Here is a 13441-nt window from a genome sequence, read left to right as displayed (position 1 = left end):
GTGGCTTGAGACGCATTCCTTTCTCACCACTCACCACTCACCACTCACCACTCACCACTCACCACTCGCCACTCGCCACCCACGACCGAGCACCGAATGACCGACCCGATACACATCCAGCATACCGACCGCCACCTCGTTCTGCTCCACGGCTGGGGGATGAACAGCGCCGTCTGGGACGATCTCGCCGGCGATCTACCGCCCGGCGTCATCCCCTGCCCCATCGATCTGCCCGGTCACGGCGACCGCCGCTTCTCGCCGCGACTCGGCGACCTCTGGTCCTGGGCCGACGCCTGTCTGGAGGCCGCGCCGGAGCGCGCGTTCTGGCTCGGCTGGTCGCTCGGCGCACTGGTCGCCTTGGCGGCCGCGGTGCGTGCGCCCAAGCGGGTCGAAGGACTGATCCTCTTGACCGGCACACCGCGTTTCGTACGTGCGGCGGACTGGATGCCGGCGATGCTGCCCGAGACGCTCGACCAGTTTCATGCCGGCCTGCTCGCCGATCCCGCCGAGACACTCGCACGCTTCCTCGCACTCCAGGTCCGCGGCAGCGACGACGCGCGCGAGACCCTGCGGGGCCTGCGCCGGCGTATCGCCGAGCGGCCGCAGCCGGACGCGGATGCGCTCTCGATCGGCCTGGACATCCTGCGCGACGAAGACATGCGCGGCCGGCTCCCGGACATCCGCTGCCCGACGCTCTGGATCTTCGGCACCCATGACGCCCTCGTACCCCCGGCCGTGGCCGAGCGTATCGAGATCCTGATGCCGGGTGCGCTCACCGCCGTCGTCCAGGGTGCCGCCCACGCGCCGCATCTCTCGCACCCGCATCGAACCCGCGAGATCGTTCGGACCTTCCTGGCCCGAACCGAAGATCCGGGGGCAGGTCCGAGCGAGGCGCGGACCAGGCCATGAATTCGATCGACACCCCCATCGACCACAGGATCGACAAAGGTCGGGCCCGGCGCAATTTCGAGCAAGCCGCTGAACGCTACGACGATGTCGCCGTGCTCCAGCGCGAGGTCGCCGATCGGCTGCTGGAACGTCTCGATTACGTGCGACTCGAGCCCGAGCGGGTGCTCGATCTCGGGGCCGGCACCGGCTATGCCGTGGATGCGCTGCATCGGCGTTACCGCAAGGCGCGGATCATCGCATTGGACTTCGCTCACGGCATGCTGCTGCAGGCGCGTCGGCGCGGCCGCTGGCTCAGGCGGCCGCTGTGCGTTTGTGCGGATGCCGAATCGCTTCCGCTTGCCGACGGCGCGGTCGATCTCATCGTCTCCAACGCCACCTTTCAGTGGTGCAACGATCTGGATCGCACCTTCGCCGAGTGCCTGCGTATCCTGCGTCCGGGCGGACTCCTGATGTTCAGCACCTTCGGACCCGACACCTTGAAGGAGCTGCGGCAAGCCTGGGCGCGGGTCGACGGCGCCTCGCACGTGAGCCCCTTTCTCGACATGCACGACGTCGGCGATGCCTTGGTGCGCGCCCGCTTCGCCGACCCGGTCATGGACACCGAGCGGATGACGCTGACCTACCCCGCCGTCCGCGAGTTGATGCAGGATCTGAAAATCCTCGGGGCGGGCAACGCAACCGCCGATCGCCCGCGCGGTCTCACGGGGCGTGCCCGGCTCGCGGCCTTGGACGCGGCCTACGAGATGCACCGCAGCGACGGTCGACTCCCGGCCAGTTACGAGGTCGTCTACGGCCACGCGTGGGTGCCTGAGCAGAAACCCGCGGAGGGCGGAATTGCCGTCCCCGTAAGCGCCATCGGACGCCGCTACCGCGAGCCCTCGCCCGCGGATCGCGCCGTCGAGACCGGTGGCTGACGCCACCTAAACCGCGCCAGCTCCGACAATGATCGGAGCCTGCGCAGCCAATCCAATCCACCAGACTACGCAGACCGCGCTGGGCGCGGTTTAAGGGAGGATCGCATCGCCATGCACGGGCTCTTCGTAACAGGAACGGATACCGGCTGCGGCAAGACCGAGATCAGTCTCGGGCTGATGGCCGCACTGCAGGCGACGGGTGAAAGCGTGCTCGGGATGAAGCCCGTCGCCTCCGGTTGCGCGCGCGGCCCCGACGGATTGCGCAACGACGACGCCGTGCGCCTGCGCGCTCATGGCAGCTCCGAGGCGCCCTATGGCCTGGTCAACCCCTATGCCTTCGAGCCCGCCATCGCGCCGCACATCGCCGCCGGCCAGGCCGGGGTCGAGATCGGTCTGCCGACCATCGAGCAGGCGTATCGCGCGCTCGCGGGCGAGGCCGATCAGGTCGTCGTCGAGGGTGTCGGCGGGTGGCGCGTGCCCTTGGGGCCGCAGCTTTACCTCAGCGACATCCCCAAAGCGCTGGGGCTGCCGGTCATCCTAGTGGTCGGCTTGAGGCTCGGCTGCATCAACCACGCGGTGCTGACGATCGAGAGCATTCAGAGCACAGGGGGCGTGCTGGTCGGCTGGGTCGCCAATCAGGTCGACCCGACGATGCTGTCGCGCGACGCCAACCTCGCCACCCTTGCGGCCCTGATCGACGCGCCCTGTCTCGGCGTCCTGCCCTGGCTCGAAGAGCCGAACCCGAGCGAGCTGGCCGAATACCTCCATCCCGAGCTGATCGATCTGCAGCCGCGACATACCGCCAAGCTCGCCACGACGCAGACTCGGTCAGAGTTGCGGTCCGAGACCGGGGCACGGACCCCAACGCGACGCGCATAGACCGACATTGTCGGCTATTCTTGGGGCTCGACACCTCGCGTGCCTCTCACCACATTGGATCCGGAATGATCGCCCTTTTGATGCCGTCTCAAAGCCGCAATCGCCTCACCTCGAAGACCCTTGCCCTGGTCACGATCGTGCTCGCAGCCGTCCTCGCCGCGCCGACGGCGCTCGCGGACCCCGTGGCACAGGTCCGGGCCCTTCCGCAGGCGAGCCTGTTGCTTCAGGAAAACGGCCGCGACCTGATCGCGACCCGCGCCGAGACACCACGCATCCCGGCCTCGACCATGAAGATCCTGACTGCATTCGCCGCGCTCGAGACCTGGGGACGCAATCATCGCTTCGAGACCGACTTCTACATGGACGACGCCGGCTGGCTCTGGGTCAAGGGTTATGCCGATCCCTATCTGGTCTCGGAGGAGCTCGACAAGGTCGTGAGCGCGCTCGCGGCCAAGGGTCCGCGCCGGATCACCGGCATCGGGCTCGACGACAGCTTCTTCAGCCCGGATGTCGAGATCGCCGGGCGATCCTCGACCGACAACCCCTACGATGCGCCCGTCACCGCCTTGGCGGCCAACTTCAACACCGTGAACCTGATTCGTACCGGCGACAGCATCAAGAGCGCCGAGCCTCAGACTCCGCTGACCGACTCGGCCCGGCGTTTCGGCATGGCCGGATCGGCCGGCAAGCAGCGCGTGAATCTGCGCGAGCGCGACAAGGCGCTGCGCTATTTCGGCGAGCTGCTCGCCGCCAAGCTCGAAGGCGCAGGCATCCAGGTCGGTGAGGAGCAACGTATCGCGCCCATGCCGCGCGACGCCAAGCGCATCTACCTTCACGCCAACAGCCGCACACTCGCCGAGATGGTGTCGCCGATGCTCGAGTACTCCAATAATTTCATCGCCAATGCGCTCTTCCTGCGGCTTGCCGACCCGAAAGGCACCGGACAAGTGACCATGACCGGCGCGAAACGCGCCATGACCGACTTCGCACGCAAGCGCTTTGCCTGGCGCGATTTCACGATCGACGACGGCGCCGGTCTCTCGCGCGCCAATCGGCTCAGTGCCCGCCAGCTCGTGGAGCTGCTCGACGCCTTCGAGCCCTATCGGGATCTGATGCCTCAGCAGAGCGGGAACCCCTCCGTGCGTGCCAAGACCGGCACCTTGCGCGGCGTCAGCACCTATGCCGGCTATGTCCGCCGCGGCGCGAGCTGGGAACCCTTCGCGCTGTTGGTCAACGAGCCGGTCGACGGCGCCATCAGACAACGTGTCGCCAGCAGCTTGGCGCGCTGAGCATTCGACCTCGCCCGCCCCATCGCTTCGACCATCGGGAGTTCTCCGTGAATTGTTCGACAGCTGCGACTGCGCCCCGGCGCCGAACGGGTTCGATCGCGGCGTCCGCACTCGTCGCACTGCTCGCGACCGGTTGCGCGATCTCGCCGACTGCCGAACGCGAGACGGGCCTGCCGGCCGCGATCGTAGGGGCTCCGGCCCTCGGGACCGCGTCGGGTTTCCCGTCGCTCGCACCCTTGATGCGCCGGGTGACCCCGGCGGTGGTCAACATCTCGGTCAAGTCCGAGGTACCGATGGAGGACCATCCGTTCCTGCGTGATCCGGAATTCCGCCGCTTCCTCGATCGCTTCGGTCTACCCGCGCCCGAGGAAGGGGAGATCGAGCAACGCCAGAGCGTGGGCTCCGGGATCATCGTCGATGCCGCGCGCGGCTATGTCATGACGAACGACCATCTGCTGCGCAACGCGACCGAGATCCGGGTCACGCTCAAGGACAGGCGCACCTTTCGCGCACGGCGACTGGGTTCGGACGCCGCCTCGGACGTCGCCATCCTCGAGATTCCGCCCGTCGACGTGCGCGCGCTCAAGCTCGGCGACTCCAATCGACTGGAGGTCGGCGACTTCGTCATCGCCATCGGCAATCCGTTCGGCTTGGGCCAAACCGTCACCTCAGGCATCGTCAGCGCCGTCGGGCGCAGCGGGATCGCCGGCAACCGTCTCGGCGAGCTGATCCAGACCGACGCCTCCATCAATCCGGGCAACTCGGGCGGCCCCTTGATCAACCTCGCCGGCGAGGTTGTCGGCATCAACACTGCACTCATCGGCCCGAGCGGAGGCAATGTGGGCATCGGGTTCGCGGTGCCGAGCAACCGCGCCCGCGTGGCCCTGGACAACGTGATGCGCGGGCGATGAGCCTGAGGCTTTGCGGTTCGGCGCGTCGGCCTTGGTCGTAAACCCGGTCACGTCGTTTCGAGACAAGAGCAGGGCACGTCCATTGAGACCGGCGCACCTTGGATAGCCTGCCACTCTGGACACTCGGCGGCGTGCTCGCGTTGATCGCCGCGCGCAACCTCGCGCGGATCCCGCTCGGGATCTGGCAGATCATGGGGCTCGGGGCGCTGCTCGTCCTCCTGACCGGCACCATTGCGCCGGGGGCCGCCTGGCGGGCGATCGACTGGGAGGTCATCGGGTTTCTCTTCGGGGTCTTCGTGCTCGGCCACGCCCTGGTGGAGAGCGGTTGGCTGGCGGCCATGAGCGCGCGAGGGCTCAGTCGCATCGAGGGCGCCGACCCCCTGCTGATCGCCGTGATCTTCGCGGCCGCGATCGGCTCGGCCTTCCTGATGAACGACACGCTGGCCGTGATCGGCACCCCGATCGTCCTGGCTCTGGCGCGCGATCACCGTCTACCGCCGGTCCTGTTGCTGCTCGCGCTCGCCTTCGGGGTCACCATCGGCTCGGTCATGAGCCCGATCGGCAATCCCCAGAACTTGTTGATCGCGCTTCACGGGGGCATTCAAAACCCTTTCGTTGACTTCATCGGTGCCCTGGGGCCGCCGACACTGCTGAACCTGCTGATCGCCTACGCAGTCCTACGCCTGGCCTTTTGGCGCCATATCCATGGCGAGGCCCTGGTACACCTACCCGCAAAGATCGACGATCCGCGACTGGCCCGTCTGGCGAGCCTCTCGCTGGGACTGCTGGTGCTGATGGTCGCGGTGCGGATTACCCTGTCCTTCGTCGCACCGCAGCTCGCCTTTCCGCTGGTCGTCATCGCATTGGTCGCTGCTGCGCCGCTGCTGTTGTTCAGCCCGCACCGGGTCGCCCTGTTGCGCGGGATCGACTGGCATACCCTCGTTTTCTTCGTCGCGATGTTCATCCTGATGCGCAGCGTCTGGGACACCGGTCTGCTGCAATCCTGGATCCCCGTGGGCCCAATCGGACTCGGCGAGGTCTTCGGCGCCGGAGTGCTCGGCAGTCAGTTGATCTCCAACGTCCCGCTCGTCTCGCTCGCCCTACCCCTGCTGCCGCCCGAGCGACCGGACCTGCTGATGGCACTCGCCGCCGGCTCCACCATCGCCGGCAATCTCACCCTGATCGGCGCCGCCAGCAACATCATTATCGTCCAAGCCGCCGAGCGTCGCGGCGCACACCTCGGGTTCTGGGTCTTCTTTGCCGTCGGTGCGCCGCTTACGCTGTTGAACCTGGCGGTGTATTGGGTATGGCTCGGGATCATGTCCTGATCGGGAGAGTCATGCTCGGTCGGGATTCCCATTCCCGAAAACACCATAGTTCTTTACGCCGCAAGTCCTGAACACATCATCGCAGCATTTGTCGTTGTCGTTGTCGTTGTCGTTGTCGTAATCGGATTCCTGACGACCTCGATTACGACAACGACAACGACAACGAGCAGGGCCTTCGAGCAGGTTTCTTGGCTCCGCCTCGGCCGGGTATGAGCTCAGTCTCCACCCTCGCCGTAATAATTGCCGATATAGTTCTCGAACTTGGTGTACTTGCCGAGAAAGGTCAGGCGAGTCGTCCCGATGGGCCCGTTGCGCTGTTTGGCGATGATGATCTCGGCGACACCCTTGTCCTTCGTGTCCTCGTGATAGACCTCGTCGCGATAGATGAAGACGATGAGGTCTGCATCCTGCTCGATTGCTCCCGACTCGCGCAGATCCGACATCACCGGCCGCTTGTTCGGCCGCTGCTCGAGACTGCGATTGAGCTGAGAGAGTGCGATGACCGGAACGTTGAGCTCCTTGGCGAGTGCCTTGAGCGAGCGGGAAATCGCGGAGATCTCGGTCGCCCGATTCTCGCCGACACCGGGTGCCTGCATGAGCTGGATGTAGTCCAGAACGATCAGACCCAGGTCGTCCTGATCACGCTTGAGACGCCGCGCACGCGCCCGGACCTCGGTCGGCGAGAGGGCCGGCGTGTCGTCGATGAACATGGATGCACCGGCCAGGATATTGACCGCCGAGGTCAAGCGCGGCCACTCGTCGTCCTCCAGCCGCCCGGTGCGGACCCGATGCTGGTCGATGCGCCCGAGCGAGGACATCATCCGCATCGCCAGCGAATCGCCCGGCATCTCCATACTGAAGACCGCGACCGGGCGCTTGGATTGGATGGCCACGTGCTCGGCCATGTTCATGGCGAAGCTCGTTTTTCCCATGGACGGCCGACCCGCCACGATAATGAGGTCCGCGGGCTGCAGCCCCGAGGTCATCATGTCGAAGTCGGTAAAGCCGGTCGCCAGGCCCGTGATGGGCTCGTCGCGCTGATAGAGTGCGTCGATACGCTCGACTGCGCGCCCGAGCAGGGTCTTGATGGGTTGAAACCCACCGCCGCCGCGTGCCTCCTGCTCGGCGATCTCGAAGACGCGCCGCTCGGCCGCATCGAGCAGCTCGGAGGCATCGCGACCCATGGGGTTGTAGCCGCTGTCGGCGATGTCGGTGCCGGCAGCGATCATCTGGCGCAGCACCGAGGTCTGGCGGACGATCTTGGCGTAAGCCTTGATGTTGGCCGCACTCGGGGTCTCGTTGATGATGGTTCCGAGATAGGGCAAGCCGCCCGCACCCTCGAGCTGCTCGGTGCGCTCGAGGGTCTCGGCGAGGGTGACGACGTCGAAGGGCTGGTCTGTGGCGGCGAGCTTGGCGATCGCCTGGAAGATCAGGCGGTGCTCGCGCCGATAGAGGTCACGCTCGGTGACCATGTCGGCGATGCGGTCCCAGGTGCTGTTGTCCAGCATGAGACCACCGAGCAGGGATTGCTCGGCATGGATGTTGTGCGGCGGGACGCGGAGCTCGTCGAAGTCCGCGCCCGGAGGGCCTTGGGAATCGTCGAACATAGATTACCCCCGGCCCGAATGACTTGCGCAAGGGCGTGAGTCTCGTCAGACCTTCGAGTCGAGTCGCGTGACGTGCCCGGTGGGTCCGAGCGAGGTTCGCCTTGAATCCGGCGGACATGTGCCGCCGGACCATGAGGATACGGGGAGGATACGAGCGTATCAGTCCTCGGGAACGACGTCGACCTTGATGACGGCATCGACCTCGGGGTGCAGGTGCAGGGTCACCTCGTACTCGCCGGCAGCGCGGAAAGGCCCGCCCGAAAGCTTGATCTCCTGCTTGGTCAGGGCGAAGCCGGCAGCGGTCACCGCATCGGCGATGTCGCCGGTGCCGACCGAGCCGAACAGCCGTCCTTGCTCGCCGGCACGACGCGCGATCGTGACGCTCATCCCTTCGAGACGATCACGGCGAGCACGGGCCTCGGCCAATTGCTCCTCTGCGACCTGCTCGAGTTCCGCGCGCCGAGCCTCGAACGCTTCGAGGTTGGCGTCGGTCGCCGACACGGCAAATCCGGAGGGGATCAGATAATTCCGGCCATAGCCCGAACGGACACTGACCTTGTCGCCGAGCGCACCGAGGCGACCGACATTCTTCAGCAGGATAACTTCCACGTGTGTATTCCTCTCAAAAGTTCGTCCGGATCAGGGCCATGTGCCCTTGATCCTCGGGTGATCCTTCGGAACGGGCGGCGCATGCGCAGGAACCTGATCCATTCCGTCAAGTACGATCGGCCAAAGGGTTTCGGTCAATCCGCACGGATCAGGTCACCGGACCGCTCGGGCCGGGCCCCGGCGGCCCTGCCGATGGAGCGACTCGGGACCGGATATCGGCCCAGATATCCACCAAACCGATACAGGCGATCAGGAGCAGGACCTGCGGCATGAAAAACACCACCATGACATAGAGTCCGACCAACCACGCCTGACGTGCCTGCTTGAGCGCACGCACCTGATGGGCCACCGCGAGACCCTGAAACAGGAGCAGGACACCCGGCACCAACAGCAGGTTTGCCGTGAGGCTCGCGCCGTCGCTGAAGGGAAGAAGCGCCAAGAGCAGCAGCACGAGGACCCCGAACGGGCGGCTCAACCGCAGCTCCCGAAACTCTTCGCCGAATCCGCCGGGGTTGTAGAGCAGCGCCTGCCACCAACGCGCAATAAAGAGCCCGAACAGCAACTGCGCGACCAAGGCCGCAGCAAATGCACCGGTCATCCAGCCCGCAAGCTCGGCGAACACGGCCGCGCTCGCCGTATCGTCCAGCACGCCGTCCTTCACCAAAGCCTCTCTGAACGGCTCGAGGATCGTCAGCCAGGTCGCACTCGGGTCGCCCATCAGGGCGTAGGCCGTCAGCATGAGCAAGATGCCCAAGGCACCTGCCACCTGCAGCGTCAGTGCCAGAGAGCGGCTGTAACGCAGCAGGAGTGCCAAGGTCAGAATCGGCACCCACAGCATCAGCAGGACGCCGAGGGCAGGCAAAGGCGAACCCAAAGCCAACCAGGCAATGGCGCCCATCCCGAGGGTCGCCACCGCACTGACGATCAAGCCGTAGACAGGACCGCTACGCAGAGCCACCAAACCGATCGAGCCGGCGCTGAGCAAGCCCAACGGCGGAATCAGGATCGACAACAAGGCCGTGACGGCGGCGACCAGCGCCGCCTGCGACGGGCCGCGCATCACGAAGGCCGCAATCGCCTTCATGTCGGCGGCTCAGTGGCCGTCGGTATACGGGAGCAGTGCCAGGTAACGGGCGCGCTTGACCGCTTGGGCCAATTGACGCTGATACTTCGCAGAGGTCCCGGTGATCCGGCTCGGGACGATCTTGCCGGACTCGCTGACGTAGGCTTTCAGCAGGTTGAGATCCTTGTAATCGATCTCGGTGATGCCTTCGGCGGTAAAGCGGCAGTAGCGCTTACGACGGAAAAAACGTGAGTTGTTGGATTCCATGGCTGGCTTCTCGTCTTAGTCGCTCTGGGAGTCGCTGTCGGGGCTGCTGCTTCGACCTGAATCGTCCCGGCGGCTGCCGCCTTCGGGTGCATCCGAGCGCTCGCGCTCCTCTCCGGTCTTCACCAACGGGGAGGGCTCCGTCACGGCATCGTCGCGGCGAACGATGAGGTTGCGCAGGACTGCATCGTTGAAACGGAAGGCGCTTTCGAGCTCGTCGATGGCCTCTTGATCGCACTCGACGTTCATGAGGACGTAGTGCGCCTTGTGCACCTTGTTGATCGGGTACGCCAGCGGGCGACGTCCCCAATCCTCCAAGCGGTGCACGACGCCGCCACGCTTTTGCAGATTCGTCTGGTAGCGCTCGATCATGCTCGCCACCTGCTCGCTCTGGCTCGGATGAACCATGAAGACTACTTCGTAATGTCGCATTGAAGCTCCTTTCGGATTGACAGCCTCCCGCAGCGGCAAGATGACCGAAACGGTGAGACAAGGAGTTCCCCGGAGTCCGGGGAATCGCGCATTATACGGAGTCCGGCCGTTAGGTCAAAGGTTTGCGGACGACGGCCCGAGACGTGCCCCCGGCGCCGAAGTCTTGGACGCGCTCACGCGGCGGCGCCGAACTCGGATTCGATGAGGCCCTTCAGGTTGCGGGTCACGCGCTCGGCACCATCTTGTGCGGCGATGCGAATCAGCTTCTCGAAGGGGCGAAGCGCCAAATTCAGCTGTGCCAGCTCGAAGATGAAGGTGAGGTGTGTATGCTCGCCGAGGGGCTCGAACCGATACTCGATGACGTAGGGGTCGGTGGTCCCCTTGAAGGAAACGCGCCGGCCTGGCTCGAGCGCGACGACACGAAACCGGCTGTCGGTGCGACGCCCTTGGTCGACACGAACCTGTCGACCGATCCAACCGACCCGGACCGGACCTTGTGTCACCGCCTGAAGGCTCTGCACCTCGGGCGACCAGCGCGGGTAGTTGCGCAGGAAGTCCTCGACCACGAAGCTGTAGACCTGCGCGGGTGGAAGACGAATCAGTGTTTGTACTTGGGTTTTGACCATGGATGATACCGTCCCCCGATGCGCGCTGTTGACCAGGCAAGCAGGACCGAACATGGATCTTCGCAGAGAATGGGGCCTTGCGGAACCGCCCCAAGACCGAGAATTGTCGAGCGCAAGCGATTGAACCCCTCCGCAACAGATCGAAATCACGCGCTCGACGGCATTCGCGGCCTTGCGATCCTCTGGGTCTTCGCCTTTCACGCCAACGCCCTGCTGGTCGGGGTAACCGCCGACGCACCCGCGGGCTGGGGCCAATCACTGGCCGAGAAGGGTCTACTCGGCGTGCAGCTGTTCTTCGTGCTGAGCGGCTTTCTGCTCGCCCGACCCTGGATGCAGGCGACCGTCGCAGGCACACCCTATCCGAGCATCGGAGGTTTTTACGCACGCCGAGCCCGGCGGATCATCCCGACCTACTGGCTGCATCTCGCCCTCTTGTTCGGACTCGTCCTTCCGATCCTACGCGGCAGCTACGCGATCCTGGGTACCGACATCGGACTGACCAACCTCTGGCTTCACATCCTCTTGCTGCACTTTCTGCACCCCGGAAGTTCCAGCTCGCTCGGGCTCAACATGGCCCTGTGGAGCCTGAGTATCGAGGCCCAGTTCTATCTCCTCTTGCCGTTATTGGCCCCCTTGTTCGCCCGAAACCGGGTCCTGATCGCACTCCCGGCGGCCCTGATCATCGCGCTCTTGTGGAAGACCTATGCGCCGGACCTGCTGATGGAGTGGGTCTATCTGAACGTCTCCCCGGCTCGATTGTTCTTCTTCGATCCGGTGTCGGGACGCGCCGGCCCCTTCCCGCCCGAGATGATGCGATTCTTTCTGGAGCGCCAGTTGCCGGGCGAGCTGATCGCCTTTGCACTCGGGATGGCGGCAGCCAACCTCTACGCCCGACTGCACTCGGGCGAAACGGCCGCGCCACCGCCGCGCGCCATCGACCTGGCTGCACTCGCTTTCCTGGTGCTTGCGACGCCGACGCTGATCCACCTCTCCTTCGGCGAGATCGTGACGGGTGTCGGATGGCGGCTTTTGGGCATGCCGCTGTTTCTCGTCGGCTGCACGCTGCTCGTCCTTGCCGCTGCGCTTCGGACCCCGTTGATCGATCGAATCTTCGCAAGCCCGGTCCTGGTGCCGATCGGCATCGTCAGCTACAGCCTCTTTCTGTGGCATGAGCCCGTGCTGCGACTCGTCGCGACGGGCCGGCTATTCCCCAACGTGTGTGACGGTGCACCCTGCCGCATCGCACTTGCACTTGGGCTCGCGCTGCTCGTCGCAGCGGCTTCATACGTCCTGACAGAGCGACGCCGGGCATCGCGGATATAGAGTCCGTTGGCATCATCCGTGGCGGCGTTAGAGTGTTTGCGGCAGACCCGCTTGTTTGAGGACCGTGTTGGCCATGTGGCGCGAGCGGATCTTCCCATCGACAGGGAAGCGTCGACCGCTGATGGGGCTTTCCCAGATGTCATGGTCGCCCTTGCCATGCCTGACCAACGTACAACCGGCGGCGCGGAGCAGACGGATCAGCTCGGGCGTAAAGTTCGCACCCATCAGCTCTTGCCTATCGGGCGACCTGACGCAGTTGAGCAAGATGCGTGGTCGTCAGCAGCCGCAGCGGGATCGTGTCATCCGCCGGACAGCCATTTTCCGCCAGCATTTCCGGAACCCGGGCCTGCAACAGTGTCATCATGGCTTCCAGCGTGGACGCCTCTCCTACCAGTCCGGGGACATTGCTGTCCTCGATGTACCAGACGCCGGCCTCGGCATCCCATTCGACGCAGATTTCATAGTGCATAACGGTGTCCCGGTGTGAAGTGATGCCGCGAAAGGATCGAGGCGTCCCGAGCCGCAGCCTAGTCCCCCAGCAACAACCGCTTGGCCTCGTTGATCTTCGCGGCCAGATAATCCGACCCGCCGCGATCGGGATGCAGACGCTGCATGAGCCGCCGATGGGCCGTACGGATTGCATCGGCATCGGCGTCCGGCTCCAACCCGAGGATTGCCCAGGCTTCGGTTTTGGTCAAACGCTCGCTGTGCGCCGGCGCGCGACCGGTGCGACCGTCACCGAGATCGCTCTGTCGCCAGTCGGCCTCGCGCTCGCGATCGAGATAAGCCTCGAGCACAGCTGCCGATTGAGCATCGGCGTCGCGATAGAACTCAAGTATTCGCATCAGCTCATCGAGCGTGAGATCCGAGAGCCGACGATCCTTGAAGGGGCCATCGAGGATCTGGCCATCCATCGTCCCGGTCGCATGATCGAGGCGCATCTCGAAGAACTTGGTTCGGATGCTGGATGCCCGGGCGCCGCCTCCGGCTCCGGCAGGTCCGGCCAAGCCACCCAGGCCAAGGCCACGCAGCAACTGCTGGATAGCGGGGAAAAGCCGCACCACGGCGGCCGCACGCAGCAGCAGCGGGATCGCCGCGCCGACGGCTGCGAAGATGGGACTCAGCCGTCCGGTCGCTGCGGCCAGGACTAAGACCCCGATGACGCCCCAGAACGCGGCCTTGCGCAGCACCTGACTGACCCGGTGCGCCGGGGTGACGCGAAACCAGTGCAAAAACCACAGAACTGCGCCCAGGATTCCGAGCAGGATCAGCAAACGCGCCATGCAA

At 65.2% G+C, this 13441-nt stretch carries 16 protein-coding genes; 7 read left to right on the top strand and 9 right to left on the bottom strand.

Annotation, left to right across the window (positions count from 1 at the left end; translation table 11 throughout):
• Positions 1–96 precede the first annotated feature (96 nt).
• From bioH to BDD21_RS17305, 6 genes are all read left to right on the top strand, one after another.
• Positions 97–909 carry a pimeloyl-ACP methyl ester esterase BioH gene (gene bioH, locus BDD21_RS17330; protein WP_120798211.1) on the top strand — a complete coding sequence of 271 codons (813 nt, stop codon included), beginning with the start codon at positions 97–99 and terminating at the stop codon, positions 907–909.
• A complete protein-coding gene (gene bioC, locus BDD21_RS17325) occupies positions 906–1823 on the top strand; it encodes a malonyl-ACP O-methyltransferase BioC (RefSeq protein WP_120798210.1) in 918 nt (305 codons plus the stop codon). Before bioH ends, bioC begins: the two co-directional genes overlap by 4 nt.
• A 111-nt stretch (positions 1824–1934) precedes the next feature.
• Positions 1935–2702, top strand: coding sequence for a dethiobiotin synthase (gene bioD, locus BDD21_RS17320; protein WP_120798209.1), 768 nt, complete (start codon positions 1935–1937; stop codon positions 2700–2702).
• A gap of 65 nt (positions 2703–2767) precedes the next feature.
• Entirely contained in the window at positions 2768–3991 is a 1224-nt protein-coding gene (locus BDD21_RS17315) for a D-alanyl-D-alanine carboxypeptidase/D-alanyl-D-alanine-endopeptidase (protein ID WP_120798208.1), read from the top strand.
• A gap of 47 nt (positions 3992–4038) precedes the next feature.
• Entirely contained in the window at positions 4039–4902 is an 864-nt protein-coding gene (locus tag BDD21_RS17310) for a trypsin-like peptidase domain-containing protein (RefSeq protein WP_120798207.1), read from the top strand.
• Positions 4903–5000: 98 nt separating this feature from the next.
• Positions 5001–6230 (top strand): SLC13 family permease, encoded by a 1230-nt coding sequence (locus BDD21_RS17305; RefSeq protein WP_211335088.1) that lies wholly within the window; start codon positions 5001–5003, stop codon positions 6228–6230.
• A 215-nt stretch (positions 6231–6445) separates the two neighbouring features.
• On the opposite strand, the gene dnaB is transcribed toward BDD21_RS17305, so the two are convergent.
• From dnaB to BDD21_RS17275, 6 genes are all read right to left on the bottom strand, one after another.
• Positions 6446–7837, bottom strand: a complete 1392-nt coding sequence (gene dnaB / locus BDD21_RS17300; protein ID WP_120798206.1) for a replicative DNA helicase — start codon at positions 7835–7837, stop codon at positions 6446–6448.
• Positions 7838–7996: 159 nt separating this feature from the next.
• Entirely contained in the window at positions 7997–8446 is a 450-nt protein-coding gene (rplI, locus tag BDD21_RS17295) for a 50S ribosomal protein L9 (RefSeq protein ID WP_093028873.1), read from the bottom strand.
• A 148-nt stretch (positions 8447–8594) separates the two neighbouring features.
• Positions 8595–9530 (bottom strand): DUF2232 domain-containing protein, encoded by a 936-nt coding sequence (locus tag BDD21_RS17290; protein ID WP_120798205.1) that lies wholly within the window; start codon positions 9528–9530, stop codon positions 8595–8597.
• 9 nt (positions 9531–9539) lie between these two features.
• Positions 9540–9776, bottom strand: coding sequence for a 30S ribosomal protein S18 (gene rpsR / locus BDD21_RS17285; RefSeq protein WP_093187021.1), 237 nt, complete (start codon positions 9774–9776; stop codon positions 9540–9542).
• 15 nt (positions 9777–9791) lie between these two features.
• Positions 9792–10205 (bottom strand): 30S ribosomal protein S6, encoded by a 414-nt coding sequence (rpsF, locus tag BDD21_RS17280; protein ID WP_120798204.1) that lies wholly within the window; start codon positions 10203–10205, stop codon positions 9792–9794.
• A gap of 173 nt (positions 10206–10378) precedes the next feature.
• Positions 10379–10831: an SRPBCC family protein gene (locus tag BDD21_RS17275; RefSeq protein WP_120798203.1), complete on the bottom strand. Its 453-nt coding sequence runs from the start codon at positions 10829–10831 to the stop codon at positions 10379–10381.
• 120 nt (positions 10832–10951) lie between these two features.
• Here BDD21_RS17275 and BDD21_RS17270 point away from each other — a divergent pair, with 120 nt between their 5' ends.
• Entirely contained in the window at positions 10952–12154 is a 1203-nt protein-coding gene (locus tag BDD21_RS17270; protein WP_170164796.1) for an acyltransferase family protein, read from the top strand.
• A gap of 27 nt (positions 12155–12181) precedes the next feature.
• On the opposite strand, the gene BDD21_RS17265 is transcribed toward BDD21_RS17270, so the two are convergent.
• From BDD21_RS17265 to BDD21_RS17255, 3 genes are read right to left on the bottom strand one after another with little or no spacing between them, the layout of a single operon-like run.
• Complete coding sequence (locus tag BDD21_RS17265; protein WP_120798201.1) at positions 12182–12379, bottom strand: type II toxin-antitoxin system HicA family toxin; 198 nt, start codon at positions 12377–12379, stop codon at positions 12182–12184.
• A 10-nt stretch (positions 12380–12389) separates the two neighbouring features.
• A complete protein-coding gene (locus BDD21_RS17260) occupies positions 12390–12623 on the bottom strand; it encodes a DUF1902 domain-containing protein (RefSeq protein WP_120798200.1) in 234 nt (77 codons plus the stop codon).
• 58 nt (positions 12624–12681) lie between these two features.
• Positions 12682–13437, bottom strand: coding sequence for a DnaJ domain-containing protein (locus BDD21_RS17255; protein ID WP_120798199.1), 756 nt, complete (start codon positions 13435–13437; stop codon positions 12682–12684).
• Between the last annotated feature and the right edge of the window lie 4 nt (positions 13438–13441).

The organism is Thiocapsa rosea (assembly GCF_003634315.1).
GTDB lineage: Bacteria > Pseudomonadota > Gammaproteobacteria > Chromatiales > Chromatiaceae > Thiocapsa > Thiocapsa rosea.
This window is presented reverse-complemented; position numbering and strand designations above follow the sequence as displayed.